The following is a 24,185-nucleotide window of genomic DNA, read 5'->3' on the forward strand; positions in this document are numbered from 1 at the left end:
TATCTCTTTTTCTTTTTTATCCCGCATTAACGGGCAGTAATATCTATTAAAAGGAGGAAAATGTTTTCTTGAAATAGGAAAAGTTAGTATGACTTCCTCTATTTTGGAAAGTATAAAAAGGAATAATGAGGAAAGGGTGCAATACATAATGGAACATCCAATTGAAAATTTAATGAAAACGGCAATGACAAATTTAAAAGAGATGGTAGATGTAAATACAATTGTTGGGAGCCCGGTTTCAACAGCTGACGGAAATGTTGTATTAACAGTATCTCAAGTGGCTTTTGGTTTTGGAGCTGGTGGAAGTGATTTTAAAGGGGGTTTCATTACTGAAAAACATAACGGTGGGCAAAATCAGCATAAAGAGAATAAGCAAGGGCACCCATTTGGAGGAGGAAGCGGGGCTGGGGTTTCTATTAGTCCAGTAGCTTTTTTAGTAGTTGGTTCTAATGGGGTGCAAGTATTACATCTCAACAGCAGTACACATTTAATTGAAAAGGCTTTAAATACTGTACCAAGCACTGTAGATAAATTTGTGAATGGTCGTCAAAAGTGAACTTGCATTTTTTAGGAATTATGATATATTAGAAAAAGTGCGCTTTAGGATGATCGGAATAATTGAAATGTAAATATATATGATGTGTGGAATAAGGGAGAGGAATTTATGATTAATATCAAAAACTTAGTAGTTGGCTTATTTATGTTAGTAAGCGGCTTTGTTGTATATGTAATAAAAGAAAAAGCTCCATTCTAAAACAGACAAACCGTTAATGTCTGTTTTTAATTTGCGGAAAAATATTGACAAGCTATTGTATTGGTGTTAGAATTTTAATTCGTGTCTCGGTTACAGCTAGTGTAAAGTAAATATCTCTTATGAATGCAATACGAAAAGTTTGCGAAAGATCGGGTAATTTTATCAACAACTTTTGTGAACAAACCCTATAAATTGTATTTGTAAGCTATATATGTATACTAGTGAATCAAGGAGCGGTCAGTGGAACCGTAATGATGAGAGAGAGGTAGGGCTTTCATCCAGTATATGTTACTTTCCCGTTAGGTGAATATAAAAAAGAGGACTCCTTTTAAAAGGAGTCCTCTTTCATTTTTTAAGTGCGACTTTCAACTTGTTGACAAATTTCATCCGTTGTTAAACCGTGAGCTGTAATGACTGATCCTTTAATTGATGCATCTGCAATGCCCATCACATTAGAATCTTGCCCAGTTACAACGCAACAATCACACCCTTGTGCATCCTGTTCTGAGTTAAGTGTAACAACTTCATGACCTTGTTGCTGAAGAGCTTGTTGAACGTCTGTTAATGAGTTTTCAACGCCAATTCTAGCCATAATTCTCACCTCCTACCATCTAATTGCTAGTATGCTCAAGTTCACTGCATTTATGAAAAGACGGTAGGAAGTAAATCTTTGTTTAGTCGTTATATACGCCAGTAAGCATTTGACTAACGAATTGATCGTTTAATGTATCTTGGGCAGAAGAAGTATTTGAATGGATGTCGATTGAAGCAATAAAATGATTATGTTCTTGCGTATTTGGTTCTACCTCTACGTAATTATCGAATTTACAAAAACCTTTCGTATCCATTAGATCAAATAATTGCAGCATTTCTACTACCTCTTGTCTCGTTCCTTTAATTTGTACACACGCCATATTTATTTCCTCCTTCATTTTGACAAATTGTTTTTTAAAAATAGGATTATGATTACGAAATGAAAAATATGAATGTTATTTTTAGACAGCGCTATTTTTGTTATTTCCCCCCTTTTTCAGCAAAAGTCGTTATATATTCCCGGATTTATAAAATCGGACGTCCGTTTATTGAATACAATAGATTCGTATCAATTGATGAAAATCCTTCTTTTAAACAAATATTTTTTTAGTGGAAATTGGCGAAAAAAAATTTTTGACTTTTTGTAAACGTTAACAATGTTGTTAAATCAATATAAGTAAAGAAGTACGTACGATTAAAAATTATAAATTTTCTAAAAATTCACTTGATTTATTTAGAAAGGAGAGTAAACTAGGAAACAATAAAAAATTCATAGAACATAGGAGGCGCTTCTAGTGAATGAGCAATGGATTTTCTTAAATGGAGAATTTGTTCCAAAAGATGAGGCAAAAGTTTCAGTATATGATCATGGCTATTTATATGGCGATGGAGTGTTTGAAGGAATTAGAGTTTATAGCGGTAATGTTTTCCGTTTGAGAGAGCATCTTGTCCGGTTGTATGAATCAGCAAAATCAATCCTTTTAGAAATTCCATATTCATTAGATGAAGTAACAAATATTGTTGTTGAGACGATTCGACAAAATAAATTATCTAATGGATACATTCGCCTTGTTGTATCAAGAGGAGCAGGAAATCTTGGATTGGATCCCGATTCATGTAAGAAGCCGAATGTAGTAGTAATTGCAGAACAATTATCTTTATTCCCACAAGAATATTATGAGAAAGGGATTCCAGTTGTAACAGTTGCAACGCGTCGAAATCGTCCCGATGTTTTATCCCCTCAAGTAAAATCTTTAAATTACTTAAACAATATTTTAGTTCGTATTGAAGCGAAATTAGCTGGAGTACAAGAAGCACTTATGTTAAATGATCAAGGATATGTAGCTGAAGGCTCAGGAGATAACGTGTTTATTGTTAAAGGAAATAAATTAATTACACCACCAAGTTCTGCTGGAGCGTTAGAAGGTATTACACGAAACGCCATTTTAGAAATCGGCGAAAAACTTGGATATGACGTAAGAGAAGAGTTATTTACAAGACATGATGTATATGTAGCTGATGAAGTGTTTTTAACAGGAACAGCTGCTGAAGTTATTGCTGTTACGACAGTAGATGGTAGAACGATTGGCTTAGGGCAAACAGGTCCACATACGAACCGTTTATTAGAAGAGTTTCGTAAGTTAGTTGTAGAAGATGGAGAGAAAATTTACGAAGAAAATAAAGTTGGATAACAACTTTTTTAACATAAGAAAGCGTTGATAGGGAGGAGTAGTTGATTGTGAAGCCTCACAGAGAGTCGGTGGTTGCTGAAAACCGATGGTTCACGTCGACGAACATCGCCCTTGAGTGCTAAGCTAAAGCATTTGTCTAGGCTTAGACGGTAGCTCCGTTATTAGCTAGATCCATTTATGGATCACTGAGGCAAGAGTATTCTTGCAAAGAAGGGTGGTACCGCGAAATCTTTCGTCCCTTCAGCACATAGCTGGAGTGTGGACGTAGGATTTTTTTATTGTATAAAAGTTTGAAAAAGGGGGCTTATAAGAACAATGTCTTCAAAAACGGAAGAGAAACTGGCAACTGGTGCACAGCTATTGTTAGAAGCGCTAGAAAAGGAAGGCGTAAAAGTGATTTTCGGTTATCCGGGTGGTGCCGTTTTACCTCTCTATGATGCACTGTATGATTGTGAAATTCCGCATATTTTAACAAGGCATGAGCAAGGGGCAATTCACGCTGCTGAAGGGTATGCCAGAATTACAGGGAACCCAGGGGTTGTAATTGCAACGAGTGGACCAGGTGCTACAAATGTAATTACGGGTCTAGCGGATGCAATGATTGATTCATTGCCACTTGTTGTATTTACAGGCCAAGTAGCAACAACGTTAATTGGGAGCGATGCTTTTCAAGAGGCGGATATTATGGGACTTACGATGCCAGTGACAAAACATAACTATCAAGTGCGAAAGGCCTCAGATTTACCTCGAATTATTAAAGAAGCATTTCATATTGCTAAAACAGGAAGACCAGGACCAGTCGTTATTGACCTTCCGAAAGATATGGTAGTCGAGAAAGGTGAGCGATGTAGCAATGTACAAATGGATTTACCAGGATATAACCCTAATTATGAACCGAATCTACTTCAAATAAACAAATTACTACAAGCAATTGAAACCGCAAAAAAACCGTTAATTTTAGCTGGAGCAGGTATACTGCATGCGAAAGCTTCGAAAGAATTGACAAGTTTTGCCCGTAAATATGAAATCCCTGTTGTGCATACGTTACTTGGACTTGGTGGTTTTCCGCCAGATGATGGGCTATTTCTAGGGATGGGGGGAATGCACGGTTCTTACACAGCCAATATGGCGTTATATGAATGCGACTTACTCATTAATATAGGTGCGAGATTTGACGATCGTCTTACTGGGAATTTAGCTTTTTTTGCTAAAGGGGCGACTGTTGCACATATCGATATTGATCCAGCAGAAATCGGGAAAAATGTGCCAACAGAGATTCCTATTGTTGCAAGTGCTAAGCGGGCGTTAGAAGTATTGCTTCAATCAGAAGGAAAGAAAGAAAATCATCATGAATGGCTCTCTTTATTAAAGAGTAGAAAAGAAAAGTATCCATTCTCTTATAAACGAAATTCTGAAAGTATTAAACCTCAATACGCGATTGATATGCTATATGAAATCACGAAAGGAGAAGCGATTGTAACAACAGACGTTGGGCAACATCAAATGTGGGCAGCACAATACTATCCGTTGAAAAATCCAGATAAATGGGTAACTTCTGGCGGATTAGGAACGATGGGGTTCGGATTTCCAGCAGCAATCGGTGCGCAAATTGCAAAGCCTGAAGAATTAGTTATTGCAATTGTTGGTGATGCTGGGTTTCAAATGACTCTGCAAGAATTAAGTGTATTAAAAGAACACGCTTTACCCGTTAAAGTATTTATTTTAAATAATGAAGCTTTAGGAATGGTAAGACAATGGCAAGATGAATTTTACAATCAAAGATATTCACATTCTTTATTGCCATGCCAACCAGATTTCGTCGCTCTTGCGAATGCGTATGGTATAAAAGGTGTTCGTATTGACGATCCACTTCTTGCAAAGAAGCAAATCCAGCATGCGATCGAATTACAAGAGCCAGTCGTAATCGATTGTCGTGTACTTCAATCAGAGAAGGTTATGCCGATGGTTGCACCAGGAAAAGGTGTTCACCAAATGGAGGGAGTGGAAAAAGGGTGAAGAGAATTGTTACAGCGACAGTTCGAAATCAAAGTGGTGTGTTAAACAGAATTACAGGGGTTATGACACGAAGACATTTTAATATTGAAAGTATTTCAGTAGGTCATACAGAATCATCAGATATATCGCGAATGACGATTGTTGTACACGTTGAAAGTGAACAGCAAGTTGAGCAGTTAATTAAACAACTTCATAAGCAAATCGATGTTCTGAAAGTATCAGATATTACAGAAGAAGCAATGATTGCTAGAGAGCTTGCTCTTATTAAAGTAGCAACTTCTGTAGCGAGGGCAGAATTATATAGTTTAATTGAACCATTTCGAGCCGCTGTAATAGATGTTGGGAAGGATTCCATAGTTGTGCAAGTAACAGGTACGCAAGATAAAGTAGAAGCGTTAATTGAATTACTTCGTCCATACGGTTTAAAAGAAATTGCTAGAACAGGTGTAACAGCATTTACACGTAGTATGAAAAAACAAGATAAGCAAGTTATGTTAATTCAATAATCATTTAAATATAGGGGGAAATGAAAATGGCAAAAGTTTATTATGAGAAAGATGTAACAGTAAATGTATTAAAGGAAAAGAAAGTAGCAATCATCGGATATGGCTCGCAAGGTCATGCGCATGCGCAAAATTTACGTGATAACGGATTTGATGTAGTAGTAGGTTTAAGAAAAGGTAAGTCTTGGGATAAAGCGAATGAAGATGGGTTTTTTGTATATACAGTAGCAGAAGCAGCGGAAAAAGCTGATGTAGTAATGATTCTATTACCTGATGAATTACAACCAGAAGTATATGAAGCTGAAATTGCACCAAATTTACAGGCTGGAAACTCTCTCGTGTTCGCACATGGATTTAATGTTCACTTTGATCAAGTAAAACCACCAGCTAATGTAGATGTATTTCTAGTAGCGCCAAAAGGACCGGGGCATCTCGTACGCCGTACGTTCACCGAGAGAGGGGCTGTTCCTGCATTATTTGCAGTATATCAAGATGCAACAGGAGTTGCGACTGAAAAAGCACTTTCTTATGCTGACGGAATTGGAGCAACGAGAGCTGGTGTATTAGAAACGACGTTTAAAGAAGAAACAGAAACAGATTTATTTGGAGAGCAAGCTGTACTCTGCGGCGGAGTGACTGCACTTGTAAAAGCAGGATTTGAAACGTTAGTTGATGCGGGATACCAGCCTGAACTTGCATATTTTGAATGTTTACATGAACTGAAGCTAATCGTTGACCTTATGTATGAAGGTGGACTTGAAAATATGAGATATTCAGTTTCAGATACAGCGCAGTGGGGAGACTTCGTATCAGGACCACGCGTTGTTACTGAAGATACGAAGAAAGCGATGGGGGCAGTATTAGCAGAAATTCAAGATGGTACATTTGCAAGAGGCTGGATTGCAGAGCATAAAGCAGGAAGACCAAATTTCCACGCGACAAATGAGAAAGAGAATGAACATGAAATCGAAGTAGTAGGACGTAAATTACGTGAAATGATGCCTTTCGTACAGCCGCGAGTAAAGGTAGGGATTAAATAATATGAAGCAGATTTTGTTCATGGATACAACGCTTCGTGATGGCGAACAATCACCAGGAGTAAATTTAAATGAACAAGAGAAGTTACAAATTGCTAGGCAATTAGAGAGGCTTGGTATTCATGTAATGGAAGCTGGATTCGCGGCAGCTTCCGAAGGTGACTTCCAATCGGTAAAACGCATCGCGAATACAATTCAAAATGCTACGGTTATGAGTTTAGCTAGAGCGAAAGAAAGTGACATTCGAAGAGCATATGAAGCTGTGAAAGGTGCTGTATCTCCTCGTCTACACGTATTTCTAGCTACAAGTGATATTCATATGAAATATAAACTTTGTATGTCAAAAGAAGATGTGTTAAATAGTATCCATCGTTCGGTTACGCTTGGAAAATCATTATTTCCGACAGTACAATTTTCTGCAGAAGATGCGACAAGAACATCGAGAGCATTTTTAGCTGAAGCAGTAGAAACTGCGATTCGCGCAGGAGCGAATGTAATTAATATTCCGGATACAGTTGGATATACGAATCCGGAAGAATATTATTCTCTTTTTAAATACTTACAAGAATCCGTTCTATCATATGAAAAAGCGATTTTTTCTTGTCATTGTCACGACGATCTTGGTATGGCAGTAGCAAATTCGTTAGCTGCGGTTGAAGGCGGAGCATTGCAAGTAGAAGGAACGATTAATGGCATTGGAGAAAGAGCAGGGAATGCAGCGTTAGAAGAAGTTGCGGTTGCTCTTCATATTAGAAAAGATTTTTATAAAGCAGAACCTTCGATGACTTTAAAAGAGATTAAGGCAACGAGTACATTAGTAAGCAGGTTAACGGGTATGGTTGTACCGAAAAATAAAGCAATCGTTGGAGCGAATGCATTTGCTCATGAATCAGGCATCCACCAAGATGGGGTTCTAAAAGAAGTAACAACTTATGAAATTATCGAACCAGCGCTTATAGGAGAATCTCAAAATCTCTTTGTACTTGGGAAACATTCTGGCCGTCATGCGTTTACGGAAAAAATGAAAGAGCTTGGTTATGAATTTACAAATGAAGAGCGAGATGCGGCATTCGAAGCATTTAAAAAATTGGCGGATCGTAAAAAGGAAATTACTGAGGAAGATTTACGTGCAATTATGCTTGGTGAAGCAGCATTTGCAGCCCAGCAATATAACATTACGCAATTACAAGTGCATTTCGTATCAAATAGTACACAATGCGCAACAGTTGTGCTGAAGGATGAGGAAGGAAATGTATATGAAGATGCAGCCACTGGTTCTGGTAGTATTGAAGCGATATACAATGCGATTCAAAGAATTTTAGGATTAGAATGTGAATTGGCAGATTATCGCATACAATCTATTACACAAGGTCAAGATGCACTTGCTCACGTTCATGTTGAATTAAAAGAAGGTAGTCACCAAATATCAGGTTTTGGAGTTGCGCAAGACGTATTGGAAGCGTCGGCGAGAGCTTATGTCCATGCAGCAGGGAAATTAAAATCTCTTATAGCGCTTGTGAAATAAATATTTGATAGGTGAGAGAAGCTTTCCTCACCTATCAAATAAAAAGTTCTGAAAATTCAGTTAAAAGGAGTGTTAAAAATGGAAAAACGTATCGTTTGTTTAGCTGGTGATGGTGTTGGTCCAGAAGTTATGGAAAGTGCGAAGGAAGTATTGCATATGGTAGAAAGGCTATATGGACATCATTTTCATTTGCAAGATGAGTACTTTGGTGGTGTTGCTATTGATTTAACTGGGCAACCATTACCACAGCGAACACTTGCCGCCTGTTTAGCGAGTGATGCGGTTTTACTTGGAGCAGTAGGTGGACCAAGGTGGGATAGTGCGAAAGAAAGGCCTGAGAAAGGATTATTAGCATTAAGAAAAGGACTCGGTGTATTTGCGAATGTTCGCCCTGTAACGGTAGAAAGTGCAACTGCACATTTATCACCATTAAAAAATGCTGATGAAATTGATTTCGTTGTCGTTCGTGAATTAACAGGCGGAATTTATTTTTCTTATCCGAAAGAGCGAACGGAAGAAGTGGCGACAGATACACTTACGTATCATCGACATGAAATTGAACGTATCGTTTCGTATGCCTTTCAATTAGCAAATAAGCGGAAGAAAAAAGTAACATCTATTGATAAAGCGAATGTTTTAGAGTCTAGTAAACTATGGAGAGATGTGACAGAAGAAGTAGCACTTCGCTACCCAAATGTGGAAGTAGAACACATTTTAGTAGATGCAGCGGCTATGGAATTAATTCGGAATCCAGGAAGATTTGACGTTATTGTAACGGAAAATTTATTTGGTGATATTTTAAGTGATGAGGCTTCAGTATTAGCTGGATCATTAGGAATGCTTCCATCAGCAAGTCACGCTGAAAAAGGGCCTTCATTATACGAGCCTATTCACGGATCAGCACCGGATATTGCGGGGAAAAATAAGGCGAATCCAATTGCGATGATGCGTTCTGTTGCAATGATGCTTGGGCAATCGTTCGGATTAACGAGAGAAGGATATGCAATTGAAGAAGCAGTTTCTGCAGTCCTTAAATCTGGAAAATGTACAGCAGATATCGGGGGGACTGAAACGACAACTTCGTTTACAAAGGCAGTTATTCAAGAAATGGAAGAGCAAGCGTTAGTAGGGAGAGGAAGATAATGGGGAAAAGGTTACTAGATAAGCTTTGGGAAAGACATGTAGTTGCGACAAATGAAAATGGATTGGATTTATTATATATCGATCTACATCTTGTTCATGAAGTAACGTCACCGCAAGCCTTTGAAGGCTTGCGGCTTACAAATCGAACAGTCCGCAGACCAGATTTAACATTTGCAACGATGGATCATAATATTCCAACGAAAGATGTTTGGAATATTACCGACCGCATTGCGAAGCAGCAACTAGATACACTTCGGGAAAACTGTAAACAATTTCAGGTGCCATTAGCGGATATCGGAGATGAAGAGCAAGGGATCGTTCATGTTATAGGACCAGAACTTGGACTCACACAGCCAGGAAAAACGATTGTTTGTGGTGATAGTCATACAGCAACTCACGGTGCTTTTGGCGCACTAGCGTTTGGTATTGGTACGAGTGAAGTGGAACATGTATTGGCAACGCAAACGTTATGGCAACGAAAACCGAAAGCGATGGGCATTGAGTTAAAAGGAAAGTTACCGCAAGGTGTTTATGCGAAAGATATTATTTTACACCTTCTTTCAAAGTACGGAGTAGCAGTTGGAACAGGTTACGTAATGGAATTTTACGGAGAGGCCATTCATGCTATGGATATGGAAGAGAGGATGACGCTTTGCAATATGGCAATTGAAGGGGGAGCAAAGGCTGGCATTATTGCACCAGATGAAAAAACGGTTGCTTACGTAAAAGGGCGTAAATATGCGCCGAAAGACTATGAATCTATTAAGGAAAAATGGTCAGAACTTTATACAGATTTAGATGCAGCTTATGATTTACATATTCTAGTAGATGTTACGGGTTTAGCGCCGTACGTTACGTGGGGAACAAATCCTAGTATGGGTGTTCGGATTGATGAGAAATTGCCAGAAAAGCATGATGCAAATGACGAAAGAGCGTTTTCTTATATGGGGTTGAGTCCCGGACAAAGTACGTATGACATTCCAGTTCAACATGTTTTCATTGGATCTTGTACAAATTCCAGGCTTTCTGACTTAGAAATTGCTGCATCTGTCGTGAAAGGTAAAAAAGTAAAAGAAGGTGTGCGAGCACTTGTTGTACCTGGATCTCAAAGGGTAAGAAAAGCAGCGATGCATAAAGGATTACATCGCATATTTGAAGAAGCTGGATTTGAATGGAGAGAGCCCGGATGCTCAATGTGTCTAGGTATGAATCCAGATCAAGTGCCTGAAGGAGAACATTGTGCCTCTACGTCAAATCGCAATTTTGAAGGAAGACAAGGAAAGGGAGCACGAACGCATTTAGTTAGCCCGGCAATGGCGGCAGCGGCTGCGTTACATGGTCATTTTGTTGATATTAGAAAGGAGAGTTATGATGGAGCCATTTCGTATTCATAAAGGTACTGCCGCAGTACTGATGAATGATAACATTGATACAGATCAAATTATTCCGAAGCAATATTTAAAGAGAATTGAAAGAACTGGGTTTGGGAAGTTTTTATTTGATGAGTGGCGATATGATAATAATCGCCAAGAAAACCCTAATTTCCCGCTTAATGCGCAAGAAAGAAAAGGAGCCAGCATATTAATCACAGGTGATAATTTTGGATGTGGCTCGTCTAGAGAACATGCTCCATGGGCGCTTGCTGATTATGGTTTCCGCGTTATTATCGCTGGAGGATTTGCCGATATCTTTTATATGAATTGTATGAAGAATGGCATGTTACCGATTGTAATGGACAAAGATATGCGTGAACAACTTGCAAAAACAGATGCGAGGGAACAAATCACAGTTGATTTAGAAAATGAAATAATTATAACGAATATGCACAGATTCCATTTTACAATCGAGAAAATGTGGAAAGAGAAGTTATTGAATGGTTTAGATGAAATTAGTATTACAATGCAATATGAACAAGAAATAAAAGAGTATGAAAGAAAAGTGGCTTTACATTAAAAAAAGTGACGGAATATTAAAAATGTATTTACATTCAAAATTAACTGTTATATACTATGTGAAAATCAGAGGAGAAAGGGAGTAAGTATTATGAATACAATAAAATCTATTACAATGCTTACACCACTACATCATCATACATGAAACCCTTGAACCTAGCGTGAAAACGTGTAGGTACAAGGGTTATTCCCGTTGTACCTACACTCTACTGAAGAGCCTTGTAGGTATTTTGTCTACAAGGCTCTTTTTATTTTCGGCTTAGGTGAATGGAATAGGCATACATTAGAAGGGGAAAGGTGTGAAAATTTAGATGACAAAATGGAAACGGGCGAACCCGAATGGAACGAGAGATTATTTATTCGAAGAATGTACGTTAATTGAAGAAGTGGAGCAAAAATTAAGGCTTACTTTTTTAGAGAGAGGTTATGAGGAAATAAGAACACCTACAATTGAATTTTATGATGTTTTTGCATTTCAAAATAGACCGATAGATGAAGAGAAGATGTATAAATTTTTTGATGAAAAGGGAAGGATTATCGTTTTACGTCCAGATATGACAATTCCTTTAGCAAGAGTGATTGGAACACAGAGATGGGATACGCCACTTAAAGTGACGTATAGCGGGAATGTATTTCGAGCCAATGAATCCCATTCTGGAAAATATAATGAAATCGTACAAAGTGGTATTGAAGTTATCGGGATTGATAATGTAAGAGCTGAAATTGAATGTGTAATAAGTGTCATTCAAGCACTTCAAAAGTTGAAGGTGCAATCTTTTACAATTGAGATTGGGCAAGTACAGTTATATAAATGTATTGTAAAAAAGCTCTCCATCCATGATGAAGAAGAAAGGGTACTTAGAACGTATATAGAAAGTAAAAATTATGCTGCCCTCTCAAATTTTATCGGAGAAAAGAAATTAGATCGATGCGATGAGACAGTAAGATTACTTGAGAAATTACCAAGGCTATTTGGAAATTTAGAAGTTATTGAGGAGGCAGAAAAGCTTGCTTCAAGTAATGAAATGAAAATGGCAATTGCAAGAGTAAAAGAAATGTATGAAACAATTGAAACGTTAGGATATGGTTCTTACATATCAATTGATTTGGGCATGATTCAACACTTAGATTACTATACGGGTGTTATTTTCAAAGGATATATATATGAAATTGGAGAAGAAATCGTTAGTGGCGGAAGATACGATGAGCTAATTGGGAATTTTGGAGAAATGCTGCCAGCTGTTGGACTCGCGGTACAAGTAAATCAAATTGTGAAGGCGCTGCAAGAGCAGCAAGAACCATATGAACGAAATCAAATTGATATTGTGATTCATTATGAGTTAAATAGATTAGCGGAAGCAGAAAGGTTACGAAATTTACTTCGAAAGGATGGGAAAAATGCTTGGTTATCTCTATTCTCTAATTTAAGCGATACCTTTCAATTTGCAAGAAAAAATAAAATAGGAACGGTCGTTGAGGCAAAGAATGAATATTTAGTGGAATATGTATGGAATGAGAAATGGGTAGTCCAGAAAGAAGGAGAGGCTTCATGCGTAACATTCAAATTGCGTTAACGAAAGGAAGGTTAGAAAAACATGTCATTCCACTTTTTGAGCAGATTGGAATTGATTGTTCCGATCTCAAAAATAAAGGTCGGAAGCTTGTATTTCAAAGTAAAAATACAAATGTTTCATTTATTTTAGTAAAAGCGGTTGATGTTGCTACTTATGTAGAACATGGGGTAGCTGATATTGGGATCGTTGGAAAAGATATTTTAATGGAAAACGAGAAAGATATTTATGAAATGCTGGATTTAGGAGTGGGGATTTGTAAGTTTTGTGTTGCTTCTATTCCTACGTATAATCCGAAGAGTTACCGGAAGAAAAGAATTGCTACGAAATACCCGCATATTACTTCTACTTATTTTCATGATAAGGGAGAGGATGTAGAAATTATTAAAATAGAAGGTTCTGTAGAAATCGCTCCTCTTCTTGGATTGGCAGATGCGATTGTAGATATTGTTGAAACAGGAAAAACATTACAAGAGAATGGACTTATTGTATTTGAGGAAATGCACTCTATATCGGCTCGGATGATTGTAAATAAGGCAGCCTTAAAAACTAAAAAAGACGAAATATTCAGTATTATAAATATGATGGAGCAAGAAATCTTATCAGGGAAATAGGAGGACTTAAAATGAAAATCATTTATGAAGACTTTAAGGAGGCATTATCTAAAGTAAAAGTGCTAAGAGAAAACGCTAATATAATAGAAGAAACTGTTCAAAGAAGTGTAAGAGAAATCATTAGAAATGTAAGGGAAGGGAAAGATGAAGCTCTATCTTTCTATACAAAAAAGTTTGATGATGTAGAGATGAAAGATTTTCGTGTAAGTGAAGAAGAAATAAAGCAAGCGAGTATGTTTGTAGAGAATTCATTTTTAGAAGCTTTAAAAGAGGCGAAGAAAAACATTGTTTCGTATCACGAAAAGCAAAAGAAGCACTCAATATTCGATTGTGAAAGTAAAGGCATAATTAGAGGGCAACTCATTCGGCCGTTAGAAAATGTAGGTGTATATGTACCGGGTGGGACAGCCTCATATCCTTCTTCAGTATTAATGAATGTATTGCCGGCGAAACTCGCAGGTGTGAAAAAGATTGTAATGGTAACACCGCCGAGGAAAGGAGGAATTGATCCGCATATATTAGCTGCTGCAAATCTTGCGGGAGTAGATGAAATTTATACGATAGGTGGCGCGCAAGCAATTGCTGCTTTAGCATACGGGACGGAATCGATTCCGAAAGTGGATAAAATAGTTGGACCGGGAAATTTGTATGTCGCTCTAGCGAAGCGAGAAGTATACGGAATAGTAAATATTGATATGATTGCTGGTCCATCAGAAATTGTAGTTGTCGCGGATGAAACAGGTAATGCAAAATATATCGCAGCGGATTTATTATCGCAAGCAGAGCATGATGAGAGAGCAACGGCGATTTGTATTACAACGAATATGGAACTAGCTAAAGAAGTAGAAAAAGAGATAGAAAGACAGTTAGAAATGTTACCAAGAAGTGAAATTGCACGTGAATCAATAAATAGAAATGGAGCCATCTTTATCGTTCCTTCTTTAGAGGAGGCACTAAAGTTATCAAATGAAATTGCTCCAGAACATTTAGAGTTACATATAAAAGAACCGATGAATGCTCTAGATTATGTGAAACATGCAGGTTCTATTTTCCTTGGGTCATATGCACCTGAACCGCTCGGGGATTATTTAGCGGGACCGAATCATGTATTACCAACGAGCGGAACGGCAAGATTTTTTTCTCCGTTATCAGTCGATGATTTCGTGAAAAAATCAAGTTTTATTTCTTATACGGAGGAAGCATTAAAAAATGTACAGCATCACATTGTAGAGCTTGCAAATAAAGAAGGGTTACATGCACATGCGAGAGCAATCCAAATAAGGTTTGAGGAGGAAAAATAATGCGTCAGTCCAGTCAAGTACGTGAGACGACAGAAACAAAAATTAAATTAAATTTGCAGCTTGATGAAAGTACAAATGTATCTATTCAAACAGGGGTTGGTTTTTTCGATCATATGCTTACTTTATTTGCTAGACATGGAAGATTTGGATTGCAAGTTGAAGCAGAAGGGGATGCATTTGTCGATGCACATCACACCGTTGAAGATGTTGGAATTGTACTCGGAAATTGCTTGAAAGAAGCATTGCAAAACAAAGAGGGAATTAATCGTTACGGTTCAGCGTACGTACCGATGGATGAATCTTTAGGATTTGTCGCAATTGATATAAGTGGACGCTCATATTGTGTATTTCAAGGGGAATTAACAAATCCGAAGCTTGGGGATTTTGATACAGAATTGACGGAAGAATTTTTTAGAGCAGTTGCACATGCTGCCAATATTACATTACATGCGCGCGTTCTATACGGAAGTAATACGCATCACAAAATTGAAGCAGTATTTAAAGCTTTTGGTAGAGCGCTTAGAGAAGCGGTCGAAAAAAATGCCAACATTACTGGTGTAAATTCAACGAAAGGGATGTTGTAATTGATTGCCATTATAGATTATGGAATGGGGAATATTCGCAGTGTAGAGCAAGCGTTAAAATATATTGGGGCAGAGTACATTGTAACGAGTGATAAAGAAGAGATATTGAGAAGCGATGGCGTGATTTTACCGGGAGTAGGTGCATTTCCGAAAGCGATGGACGTATTAGAAGAAAGAGATTTAGTGTGTGTACTAAAAGAGATTTGTGATATAGGAAAACCTCTCCTCGGTATATGTTTGGGCATGCAGCTTTTATTTGAACGAAGTGAGGAACTAAAAGATTGTAGCGGGTTAGGTTTACTACCAGGGGAAATTCGTAAGTTAAAAGTTTCGTATAAAATTCCTCATATGGGATGGAATGAATTAAGGAAGGAAAGAGAATTTCCGCTTTGGAATGGATTAGTGGATGGTTCTTTCGTTTATTATGTTCACTCATATTACGCGGATTGTCCAGATGAAATTGTATGTGGAGTAAGTGATTATGGAATGCAAGTACCAGGGTTTGTAGCGAAAGGAAATGTATTTGGTGCACAGTTTCATCCAGAAAAAAGTGGTGAAATTGGCATGCAAATATTAAAAAATTTTCAAGGGGTGGTAGAAGCATGGAAATCTTCCCAGCTATCGATTTAAAAGAAGGGCGATGCGTTAGACTTTATCAAGGAGAGTTTAGTAAAGAAACGGTGATGAATGAAGATCCGGTAGCGCAGGCAATCATATTTGAAAAGCTTGGAGCGGAAGTACTACACATTGTTGATTTAGACGGTGCAATTGCTGGCGAGTCGTTAAATTTGCCCGTCATTGAAAAAATCTGTAAGGCGGTACGTATTCCTGTGCAAGTGGGAGGAGGAATTCGTTCACTTGTAGCGGTGGAGAAGTTATTGTCAGTAGGTGTAGAAAAAGTGATTTTAGGAACAGCAGCTCTTTATGATAAGTCATTTTTAGAGGAAGCAGTTCGTCTATATAAAGAGAAAATCATTGTTGGAATTGATGCGAAAAATGGTTTCGTAGCAACGAGAGGTTGGCTTGATCTGTCTGAAATTTCTTATATTAGTTTAGCGAAACAAATGGAAAGTTTAGATGTTCAAACGATTGTGTTTACAGACATTTCGAAAGACGGGACGCTTGCAGGGCCAAATTTTGAACAATTGGCGTTACTTCAAAAAAGTGTGGGCATTCGTCTCATTGCCTCTGGAGGAGTGGCATCTATTCAAGATGTGAAAAAGTTAAATGATATGAATATATATGGTGTCATAATTGGAAAGGCGCTTTACGAGAAAACGATTGATTTAGAAGAAGTGTTACAGGTAACGAAGTTATGTTAGCGAAACGAATTATTCCATGTTTAGATGTGAAAGAAGGGCGAGTCGTAAAGGGTGTAAATTTTATAGGATTACAAGATGTCGGTGATCCGGTTGAAATAGCTGAAGCATATAACGTGGCAGGGGCAGATGAAATCGTATTTTTAGATATTACAGCGACTCATGAAGGAAGAAAAACGATTATAGATGTTGTAGAAAAAACAGCAGCTAAAGTATTTATTCCTCTTACGGTTGGCGGGGGGATTTCAAGTGTGAAAGATATGTACAATTTACTAAGAGCTGGAGCAGACAAAGTTTCAATAAACTCAGCGGCAGTGCGAAATCCGAAGCTAATCGAAGAGGGCGCAGAACACTTTGGATCACAATGTATTGTCGTGGCAATTGACGCTAGAAAAGTAGCAGAAGATAAATGGAACGTATACGTCAACGGCGGAAGAGTTGACACAGGAATGGATGCCATAGAATGGGCGAAGCGTGTTGTTAAGCTCGGGGCGGGTGAAATTTTGTTAACGAGTATGGATGCAGATGGAACGAAAAGTGGATATGATCTTCGTTTAACAGAAGAAATTTCAAAAAGTGTTTCCATTCCAGTCATCGCATCAGGAGGCTGTGGTCATACGGATCACATTATAGAAGTTTTTCAAAAGACAACAGTTGATGCAGCATTAGCGGCATCCATCTTTCATTATGGTGAGGCGACAGTGCAGAGTGTAAAGCGAAAATTAAGAGATGCAAATGTTGAGGTGCGGTTATGAAACCTAATTTTTCAAAAGGATTAATACCGGCAATTGTCATCGAAGAAGGTACGAAAGAAGTTTTAATGCTAGCTTATATGAATGAAGAAGCATATGAAAAAACGTTAGAGACGAAAAGAACATGGTTTTACTCTCGTTCGAGGCAGTCGTTATGGAATAAGGGAGAAACATCAGGGAATGTTCAATATGTGCAATCTCTATACTTAGATTGTGATCAAGATTCAATTGTTGTGAATGTGAAACAAGTAGGACCTGCTTGTCATACGGGGGAGAAGACATGTTTTCACTATCAAATTATATAGGGGGATACATATGGAAAATGCCTTTAAGTTGCTGTATAAAACAATTGAAGAACGAAAGGAAAGCCCACTTCCTGAATCGTATACAAATTATTTATTTTCAAAAGGAGAAGATAAAATTTTAAAGAAAATTGGTGAAGAGTGTGCTGAAGTAATTATCGCATGTAAAAATAATGATAAAGAAGAAGTAGTGAAAGAAATGGTTGATGTATTTTATCACTGTTTCGTTTTATTAGCTGAAAAAAATATCGCATTGGAAGATGTCATGCGAGAGGTGAAAGAACGAAATGGAAAGCTTTCGAGAGTTGGGGATAGAAGGGAAATAGATACATTATAAGGGGGAATGTATATGAAAGTAGATTATCATCTTCACTTAGAAGAAGGACCGTATTCAATAGGATGGCTTGCTAAAATAAATGAAGCGTTGGAATGTTATGAACCGCTTCAAGAAAGGCATTCTATGGATTGGCTTATGAAAACACAAGAGCGTTTGCAAAAACGTGTGAAGGAAGGGCCATTTACAACAGAATGGATAGATCTATATTTAGAAGAAGCTGTGCGAAAAGGAATAAAAGAAGTGGGAATTGTTGATCATCTATATCGTTTTCATGAAGCGAAAGGATATTATGAAAAATATGTAGATATTAGTGATTCTAAGCTCGGTCGTATACAGAAAGAATGGTTAGATCAAGTAAGGGTAGTTTCACTGTATGATTTTACAAAGGCAATTGAAGAGGCGAAAGAACGATGGAGTAAAAGAGGTGTCACACTTAAACTTGGAATTGAAGCGGATTATTTTATTGATTGTGAAGGAGAGTTAAAAGAATTATTAGCGCTAGGAGACTTTGATTATGTAATTGGCTCCGTTCATTTTCTAAATGGCTGGGGATTTGATAATCCAGATACGAAAGAATATTTTGAGGTGCATGACCTACGCGCATTATACGATACGTTTTTTAAAACAGTTGAGAGTGCGATTCGTACCGAGTTATTTGATATTATCGCTCATCTAGATAATATAAAGGTATTTAATTATCGATTGGATGAGAATGAACAGCTTTCTTATTATGAGGAAATTGCCTGTGCGTTAGTAGAAACGAATACGGCAACAGAAATAAATGCAGGATTGTACTATCGTTATCCTGTTCGTGAAATGTGCCCAAGTCCACTATATTTACAAGTATTAGCTAAGTATGGTGTTCCAATTACGATTTCTTCGGATGCCCATTATCCAAATGATTTAGGGAACTATGTACAAGAGAATGTACAAACATTACGAGCGCACGGTGTTACTCAGGTTGCAACATTTACGAAGCGAGCAAGAGTAATGAGGTCGATTGAAGAAGAAGTAACAAATTCAAAATGAAACGCAATTTTTTGATGAAAACCACCCTTTTTGTTCAAAATAAGAAAGAATGAAAAGGAGGGTAAGAAATGGCGAAACAACAAAATAAACAAAATGTACAAGTTGCACAGCAACAAGCTTATACTTCTGAAACGAATGCTGCATCTCAATCGGTTATTGAGGAGCAAATTAGCGATACGGTTGCAGAAGGAACTATTGATGTGAAGCTCGGAAAAGAATCGCAGGAAAAAGCGTAAGAAGAGGGGAGAGTTGCATCTCCTCTTTTTTCATGGAAAAGTGTCGATTTTCAAAACTATAATCAAATTCCTTGGTTTTTATATGTGGATTTCTTACAATGAAATATAAGAGATATCTTATTTTCTATAGAAGAGGTGTTAGTAGTGGCAAAAATATTAGTAGCGGGAAAAATTCCGGAAATTGGATTAGAACTATTAAAAGATCATGATGTAGAAATGTACGATAAAGAGGAATTAATTTCTATAGATGAATTAACAGAGCGTGTAAAAGATAAAGATGCATTGTTAAGTTTACTTTCGACAAAGGTGCCAAAAGAAGTTATTGATGCAGCGTCTCATTTAAAGATTGTTGCAAACTATGGTGCTGGTTACGACAATATTGATTACACGTATGCGGGTGAAAAAGGAATTGCAGTTACGAATACACCGAAAGTATCAACGGAAGCGACTGCAGAATTAACATTTGCACTTCTTTTAGCAGCGGCGCGTAGAATTCCTGAAGGGGATACGTTATGTCGTACGACTGGATTTAACGGATGGGCACCGTTATTTTTCTTAGGACGAGAAGTCCACGGTAAGACAATCGGAATTATTGGTCTTGGAGAAATCGGGAAGGCTGTTGCAAAACGTGCGAAAGCATTTGGAATGGATGTTTTATATACAGGGCCAAATCGTAAGTTTGAAGCTGAAAGTGAACTGGGAGCAACGTATGTGACGTTGGAAAAATTATTACAAACAGCAGATTTTATTACAATTAACTGTGCTTATAATCCGAAATTACATCATATGATTGATGAAGAGCAGTTTAAAATGATGAAGAAAACAGCTTATATTGTAAATGCTTCACGTGGACCAATTATGAATGAAGCAGCACTTGCTCATGCATTAAAAACGAATGAAATTGAAGGGGCAGCTCTTGATGTGTTTGAATTTGAACCGAAAATTACAGAAGAGCTAAAAGAGTTAAAGAATGTAGTACTTGCTCCACACGTAGGGAATGCAACGTTTGAAACTCGTGATGCGATGGCTGAAATGGCTGTCAGAAATATTTTAGCTGTATTAAACGGCGAAGAGCCAGTAACACCTGTAAATCAAAAGGTATTAGTCACAAAATAAAAAGAAACCTTCCGGACTCGGAAGGTTTTCTTATTTTTCTTTATTCGCTTTTTTAGACGGTCTTTGTCTAATGAATTGAGATAACATGTACAAAATATATAGTGGAATGGCAATGAATAAGAAAACAGAAAAATTGCCAAATCCTGTTTGATACATTGTAATAATGATTCCAACTAAAAATAGTGTAATAATGATGCTATATCGTGGAATTGGTACATCTTTTAAACTTGGGATACGAATGCGGCTCACCATTAAAAATGCGAACGTTACAAATACGGTAATAAGAACGATTTTTGGAATGGTATGTGAAAATAATGTTAAGAAAGCAACAAGCCCTCCCGCTGCTGTAATCGGTACTCCAGTGAAATATTTCATTGAAGTAGAAGATGGTGTTACATTAAATCGTGCTAAACGATATGCTCCGAAAAGAGGGAATAATCCCGCTATGTATAATCCGATGATTCCGTAGTTTGAGAAAGATGTGTAATACATTAAAACAGCAGGTGCTGCACCAAATGTTACGACATCTGCAAGCGAGTCGAGCTCTTTTCCCATTTGTGAATCAACACGTAATAAACGAGCAACACGACCATCAAGACTATCTAACATCATCCCGATAAGTACTAAAATAGCAGCTGATTTATAATATCCTAAAGATGCATAGCCGATTGATAAAAATCCGCTATATAAATTTCCGAGCGTAAATAAGTTTGGAATAGCTGCTCTATACAAAATCTGATCCCTTGCTTTCTGTAATAAATTCTTAATTAGTGTATGAAAGTTTACTTATTTTATCATACCATAAATTTATTCCTCATACGAAAGAAATTACCAATTTGTGAAAGATTTCATAGAAGGGTGATTTAAAAATTAAGTGAAAATAAAAAGAGGAAGCAACTTGTATAAAGTTGCTTCCTTTACTATTCAAATTTCGTTGTCATGGTTCCAGTTTTATATTGATTATTAGGATCGAAACGTAATAAATCTCCATAAATTAATTTATCGGAGAGTTTTAATTCTGTTTTTGCTTTTTCAATATACGGCTGACATAGCGTCATATCAGCTTCTTCACCCGTACTTCTTTTGTAGCACATATTTTTTGTATAAACATACTCTTCAGAAACAAAGCTACCATCACGCATTACCATAAGCGGGTCTTTTTCTTTAATAAATAAGTCAGTTCCAAATTCAACGGATTTATTTGTTTTAATACCAAGTAAATGAAGGAGCGTTGGTTTAATATCAATTTGACCAGATACTTTAGAAACAACTTTTCCTTCTTGACCAGGCACATGAATAATAAGAGGAACTCGTTGTAATTGCATAGAATCGAATGGTGTAATAGTATCTTTTCCTAGGAACTGTGCCATAGCTGCGTTATGGTTTTCGGAAATACCATAATGATCACCATAAATGACAATAACGGAATTATCATACAGTCCTTCTTCTTTTAATTGTTTAATAAATAATTTAAGAGCTTCATCTGTGTAACGAACAGTTGGGAAGTAGCGGTTTACAACACCACTTTCTGAGTTGAATTCATCAACATATTGGTCTTCCGGATTTAGAAGAAACGGAAAATGATTTGTTAATGTAATAAATTTTGTATAGAACGGTTGCGGTAAAGATTTTAACTTAGGAATAGATTGTTCAAAGAACTGTTTATCTTTTAATCCCCAACCGACAGACATTTGTTCCGTTCCTGCGTAATCATTTAAATTAAAGTAACGATCATATCCAAGCGCAGGATACATTACATCCCGATTCCAAAACGTTTTATCATTTGAATGGAAGACGGCAGAAGAATATCCGTATTTCTTTAATTGTTCTGGTGTCGCTGTGTATTCGTTTGTTGCATGAGTAAAGAATACAGAACCACGATCTAGCGGATAAAGTGAGTTTTCAACGATAAATTCAGCATCAGAAGTTTTGCCTTGTCCAGTTTGATGATAGAAGTTATCGAAATAGAAACTATCCTTAATAAATTCATTTAAAAATGGGGTAATTTCTTTTCCATTTATTTTTTTATTAATAACAAAGCTTTGTGTAGATTCCATTGAAATTAAAATTACATTTTTACCTTTTGCAGCTCCAAATAAGTTTTTATCAACTTGTTTGTCTTTTGAGTCTGTATAGTTTTTGATTTCAGAAAATCCATCCCCACTTGCAAATACACGCTCAGCTGAAGACTTGGATTGAAGTGTAATATCAAATAGATGATATGTGTATAAACCTAAATTCTTTACGACAGTTTGACGGTCAAATGAGCGCGAGAACATTTGTGGTTTATAAATAACTGATACAACAATTTGTAGTGCTAATAAAGCTGTTACACCGCTAAAGAAAGTTCGCTTCTCTGAGCGGGAAAGTGGTGTTTTGTCGCCAAATGATGGGAATTTACGCGAAATAAACATTAAAATAATTGCATCTGCAAATAAAAGTAATGTTTTGTACGTAAAGAGTTCTTTTATACTTGTCCCTAAATCAGCCATATTGTTTGTTTGGAATAAAACCGGGAAAGTAACGAAATCGTTATAGAACCCATAAAACATTGCGTTTCCAAATAAAATAAATGACAGTATAAAACTGATTCCAATTATAATTCGGTTTCGGTGCTTAGATGCAAGTAAAGCTAAGCCGAAAAATAAAAGTAACGCAGCTAGTGGATTAATAAAAAGCATGAATTCTTCAAAGAAATTATCAATTTTAATATCAAATGCTAGCTTGTACACAATATATGTTTTAATCCATAGTAAAACGACTGCAACGAGTGCAAATCGCAGTTTTGGAAACAGATGTTGTAGCATAATATACTCCTCTCCTAAAAAGCATGACAGTTCTTGTGAGTCAGTTTGCTTAACGACTCATTTTATATATACGAACAGTCCTTTGTTATTATGATTATTATACTATGAGTATCATTATACGAAAATAAAAGAGAGTTGTGGGCTTTTTTATAATAATCGAGTAGAAAAAGAGTGGTGGGAGACAATAAAACAGAATTTCTATGTATGATAATTATCGTACGCAGAAAGAATCGCGTGATAATACGGAGGTTATAATGCGAAAATTATTATATTTTATAGCATGCAGTAGTGTTATACTTTTTACCTCACCGAGTGTGTCAATAGCTCAATATGATGCACCTCTTATGGAAGATGCACTTTATTCTGTTTTATTTCCAAAAATAAATAAAGCAATTGAAAAACAATATGGAAGTTTGAAACCGTATCAATGTCCTAAAATTATTAGTTTAAAAAAAGTGTATAGCGGTACATATTTATTTCAAGCAAGTATTGAAGTGACAAAGTATGAACGTGTTGCTGGGAAAATTGCTCCCCCATTTGAGAAGGTAACGATTACATTTAATAACGAAGAAGGCGAATGGGAAGTGACAAAGATTTCAGTAAAGCGCTTACCAAATGATACAAAATTAAACTGTAAAAAAACAATATAAAAAATTGTTTGACAAATAAAATGGTCCTTTGGTATTGTTAATAGCAACAATTAGATGTTTGAAAATTAAATAGACTTACCTCATCTACTCTCAAAGGTAGAGGCCGCGATAGGAAAGAGTAAGCTATGGGAGATTTCATGGAATCTGTGATCATAGGCTGAAAGGGACTATTGCCGAAATATAAGAATAACCATCTTATTCATATATTGGGACTACATTGAATAAATGTAGTACTGTCATAAGATTTATTTTATGGAGAGCTATTTGGAGATGTTGATGCGGTTTCTTATTTTGAGGAGATAACAACTCGTTTATTTTTTCAATATATATTTTTCCTAATAAGAAACGCGTGTGAACATTGTTCCGCGCGTTTTTTGTCTATCTAAAAGCGTGCTGCAATGAATAGAAGATT

Annotated in this window: 27 protein-coding genes, 1 riboswitch and 1 other annotated feature; of the genes, 23 read left to right on the forward strand and 4 right to left on the reverse strand. The window is 36.8% G+C overall.

Annotation, left to right across the window (positions count from 1 at the left end; translation table 11 throughout):
• Positions 1-88 precede the first annotated feature (88 nt).
• Together ytfJ and QCI81_RS21200 are read left to right on the forward strand one after the other, a co-directional pair.
• On the forward strand, positions 89-556 hold the full coding sequence (gene ytfJ / locus QCI81_RS21195) for a GerW family sporulation protein (protein WP_002093915.1): 468 nt from the start codon (positions 89-91) through the stop codon (positions 554-556).
• 108 nt (positions 557-664) lie between these two features.
• Positions 665-754, forward strand: a complete 90-nt coding sequence (locus QCI81_RS21200; protein ID WP_000608227.1) for a hypothetical protein — start codon at positions 665-667, stop codon at positions 752-754.
• Positions 755-1,106: 352 nt separating this feature from the next.
• On the opposite strand, the gene QCI81_RS21205 is transcribed toward QCI81_RS21200, so the two are convergent.
• A complete protein-coding gene (locus QCI81_RS21205; protein WP_000101021.1) occupies positions 1,107-1,346 on the reverse strand; it encodes a YkuS family protein in 240 nt (79 codons plus the stop codon).
• Positions 1,347-1,428: 82 nt separating this feature from the next.
• The gene (locus QCI81_RS21210) at positions 1,429-1,668 is read right to left on the reverse strand and encodes a DUF3911 family protein (RefSeq protein WP_000752514.1); all 240 of its coding nucleotides are present in this window, start codon (positions 1,666-1,668) and stop codon (positions 1,429-1,431) included.
• Positions 1,669-2,082: 414 nt separating this feature from the next.
• On the opposite strand from QCI81_RS21210, the gene ilvE reads away from it, so the two are divergent.
• The 20 genes from ilvE (at position 2,083) to QCI81_RS21310 (ending at position 20,316) form a co-directional block, all read left to right on the forward strand.
• Positions 2,083-2,979 (forward strand): branched-chain-amino-acid transaminase, encoded by an 897-nt coding sequence (ilvE, locus tag QCI81_RS21215; RefSeq protein WP_001005486.1) that lies wholly within the window; start codon positions 2,083-2,085, stop codon positions 2,977-2,979.
• Between the two features lie 15 nt (positions 2,980-2,994).
• Positions 2,995-3,222 (forward strand) — a binding site (T-box leader).
• Between the two features lie 72 nt (positions 3,223-3,294).
• Complete coding sequence (gene ilvB, locus QCI81_RS21220; RefSeq protein WP_064531909.1) at positions 3,295-4,995, forward strand: acetolactate synthase large subunit; 1,701 nt, start codon at positions 3,295-3,297, stop codon at positions 4,993-4,995.
• Positions 4,992-5,501, forward strand: coding sequence for an acetolactate synthase small subunit (gene ilvN, locus QCI81_RS21225; RefSeq protein ID WP_000822952.1), 510 nt, complete (start codon positions 4,992-4,994; stop codon positions 5,499-5,501). The genes ilvB and ilvN overlap by 4 nt, the downstream gene beginning before the upstream one ends.
• Positions 5,502-5,527: 26 nt before the next feature.
• Positions 5,528-6,538 carry a ketol-acid reductoisomerase gene (gene ilvC / locus QCI81_RS21230; protein ID WP_071730720.1) on the forward strand — a complete coding sequence of 337 codons (1,011 nt, stop codon included), beginning with the start codon at positions 5,528-5,530 and terminating at the stop codon, positions 6,536-6,538.
• A 1-nt stretch (position 6,539) separates the two neighbouring features.
• On the forward strand, positions 6,540-8,060 hold the full coding sequence (gene leuA / locus QCI81_RS21235; RefSeq protein WP_071730722.1) for a 2-isopropylmalate synthase: 1,521 nt from the start codon (positions 6,540-6,542) through the stop codon (positions 8,058-8,060).
• Positions 8,061-8,138: 78 nt separating this feature from the next.
• Positions 8,139-9,203, forward strand: a complete 1,065-nt coding sequence (leuB, locus tag QCI81_RS21240; RefSeq protein ID WP_071730724.1) for a 3-isopropylmalate dehydrogenase — start codon at positions 8,139-8,141, stop codon at positions 9,201-9,203.
• Complete coding sequence (leuC, locus tag QCI81_RS21245) at positions 9,203-10,597, forward strand: 3-isopropylmalate dehydratase large subunit (RefSeq protein ID WP_071730726.1); 1,395 nt, start codon at positions 9,203-9,205, stop codon at positions 10,595-10,597. Before leuB ends, leuC begins: the two co-directional genes overlap by 1 nt.
• Positions 10,575-11,156 (forward strand): 3-isopropylmalate dehydratase small subunit, encoded by a 582-nt coding sequence (gene leuD, locus QCI81_RS21250; RefSeq protein WP_000433187.1) that lies wholly within the window; start codon positions 10,575-10,577, stop codon positions 11,154-11,156. Before leuC ends, leuD begins: the two co-directional genes overlap by 23 nt.
• 310 nt (positions 11,157-11,466) lie before the next feature.
• Positions 11,467-12,729, forward strand: coding sequence for an ATP phosphoribosyltransferase regulatory subunit (locus QCI81_RS21255; protein WP_000170292.1), 1,263 nt, complete (start codon positions 11,467-11,469; stop codon positions 12,727-12,729).
• Positions 12,705-13,340 carry an ATP phosphoribosyltransferase gene (gene hisG / locus QCI81_RS21260; protein WP_029441809.1) on the forward strand — a complete coding sequence of 212 codons (636 nt, stop codon included), beginning with the start codon at positions 12,705-12,707 and terminating at the stop codon, positions 13,338-13,340. Before QCI81_RS21255 ends, hisG begins: the two co-directional genes overlap by 25 nt.
• An 11-nt stretch (positions 13,341-13,351) precedes the next feature.
• The gene (hisD, locus tag QCI81_RS21265) at positions 13,352-14,641 is read left to right on the forward strand and encodes a histidinol dehydrogenase (protein WP_071730727.1); all 1,290 of its coding nucleotides are present in this window, start codon (positions 13,352-13,354) and stop codon (positions 14,639-14,641) included.
• On the forward strand, positions 14,641-15,225 hold the full coding sequence (gene hisB / locus QCI81_RS21270; RefSeq protein WP_053564914.1) for an imidazoleglycerol-phosphate dehydratase HisB: 585 nt from the start codon (positions 14,641-14,643) through the stop codon (positions 15,223-15,225). Before hisD ends, hisB begins: the two co-directional genes overlap by 1 nt.
• The gene (gene hisH, locus QCI81_RS21275; protein WP_071730729.1) at positions 15,226-15,855 is read left to right on the forward strand and encodes an imidazole glycerol phosphate synthase subunit HisH; all 630 of its coding nucleotides are present in this window, start codon (positions 15,226-15,228) and stop codon (positions 15,853-15,855) included.
• The gene (gene hisA, locus QCI81_RS21280; RefSeq protein ID WP_071730731.1) at positions 15,828-16,547 is read left to right on the forward strand and encodes a 1-(5-phosphoribosyl)-5-[(5-phosphoribosylamino)methylideneamino]imidazole-4-carboxamide isomerase; all 720 of its coding nucleotides are present in this window, start codon (positions 15,828-15,830) and stop codon (positions 16,545-16,547) included. The genes hisH and hisA overlap by 28 nt, the downstream gene beginning before the upstream one ends.
• Positions 16,541-17,299 carry an imidazoleglycerol phosphate synthase cyclase subunit gene (hisF, locus tag QCI81_RS21285; RefSeq protein WP_023521478.1) on the forward strand — a complete coding sequence of 253 codons (759 nt, stop codon included), beginning with the start codon at positions 16,541-16,543 and terminating at the stop codon, positions 17,297-17,299. Before hisA ends, hisF begins: the two co-directional genes overlap by 7 nt.
• Entirely contained in the window at positions 17,296-17,601 is a 306-nt protein-coding gene (gene hisI, locus QCI81_RS21290) for a phosphoribosyl-AMP cyclohydrolase (protein ID WP_000803964.1), read from the forward strand. The genes hisF and hisI overlap by 4 nt, the downstream gene beginning before the upstream one ends.
• Positions 17,602-17,611: 10 nt before the next feature.
• Positions 17,612-17,935 (forward strand): phosphoribosyl-ATP diphosphatase, encoded by a 324-nt coding sequence (hisE, locus tag QCI81_RS21295; protein WP_000426355.1) that lies wholly within the window; start codon positions 17,612-17,614, stop codon positions 17,933-17,935.
• Between the two features lie 12 nt (positions 17,936-17,947).
• Positions 17,948-18,964: a histidinol phosphate phosphatase domain-containing protein gene (locus QCI81_RS21300; protein WP_071730733.1), complete on the forward strand. Its 1,017-nt coding sequence runs from the start codon at positions 17,948-17,950 to the stop codon at positions 18,962-18,964.
• Positions 18,965-19,032: 68 nt separating this feature from the next.
• Positions 19,033-19,200, forward strand: a complete 168-nt coding sequence (locus QCI81_RS21305; protein WP_001118893.1) for a DUF4025 domain-containing protein — start codon at positions 19,033-19,035, stop codon at positions 19,198-19,200.
• 144 nt (positions 19,201-19,344) lie between these two features.
• Positions 19,345-20,316 (forward strand): NAD(P)-dependent oxidoreductase, encoded by a 972-nt coding sequence (locus QCI81_RS21310; protein ID WP_001062841.1) that lies wholly within the window; start codon positions 19,345-19,347, stop codon positions 20,314-20,316.
• Between the two features lie 30 nt (positions 20,317-20,346).
• On the opposite strand, the gene pssA is transcribed toward QCI81_RS21310, so the two are convergent.
• Both pssA and QCI81_RS21320 read right to left on the reverse strand, forming a co-directional pair.
• Positions 20,347-21,048, reverse strand: a complete 702-nt coding sequence (gene pssA / locus QCI81_RS21315) for a CDP-diacylglycerol--serine O-phosphatidyltransferase (protein WP_000285417.1) — start codon at positions 21,046-21,048, stop codon at positions 20,347-20,349.
• 188 nt (positions 21,049-21,236) lie between these two features.
• Positions 21,237-23,123: an LTA synthase family protein gene (locus QCI81_RS21320; protein ID WP_000939084.1), complete on the reverse strand. Its 1,887-nt coding sequence runs from the start codon at positions 23,121-23,123 to the stop codon at positions 21,237-21,239.
• Positions 23,124-23,377: 254 nt separating this feature from the next.
• Here QCI81_RS21320 and QCI81_RS21325 point away from each other — a divergent pair, with 254 nt between their 5' ends.
• Positions 23,378-23,773 carry a DUF3888 domain-containing protein gene (locus tag QCI81_RS21325; RefSeq protein WP_001228820.1) on the forward strand — a complete coding sequence of 132 codons (396 nt, stop codon included), beginning with the start codon at positions 23,378-23,380 and terminating at the stop codon, positions 23,771-23,773.
• Positions 23,774-23,862: 89 nt separating this feature from the next.
• A riboswitch (Lysine riboswitch) is annotated at positions 23,863-24,044 on the forward strand.
• Positions 24,045-24,185: the final 141 nt, after the last annotated feature.

The sequence above is a fragment of the Bacillus cereus group sp. MG20 genome (assembly GCF_040459885.1).
GTDB classification, from domain to species: Bacteria; Bacillota; Bacilli; order Bacillales; family Bacillaceae_G; genus Bacillus_A; species Bacillus_A cereus.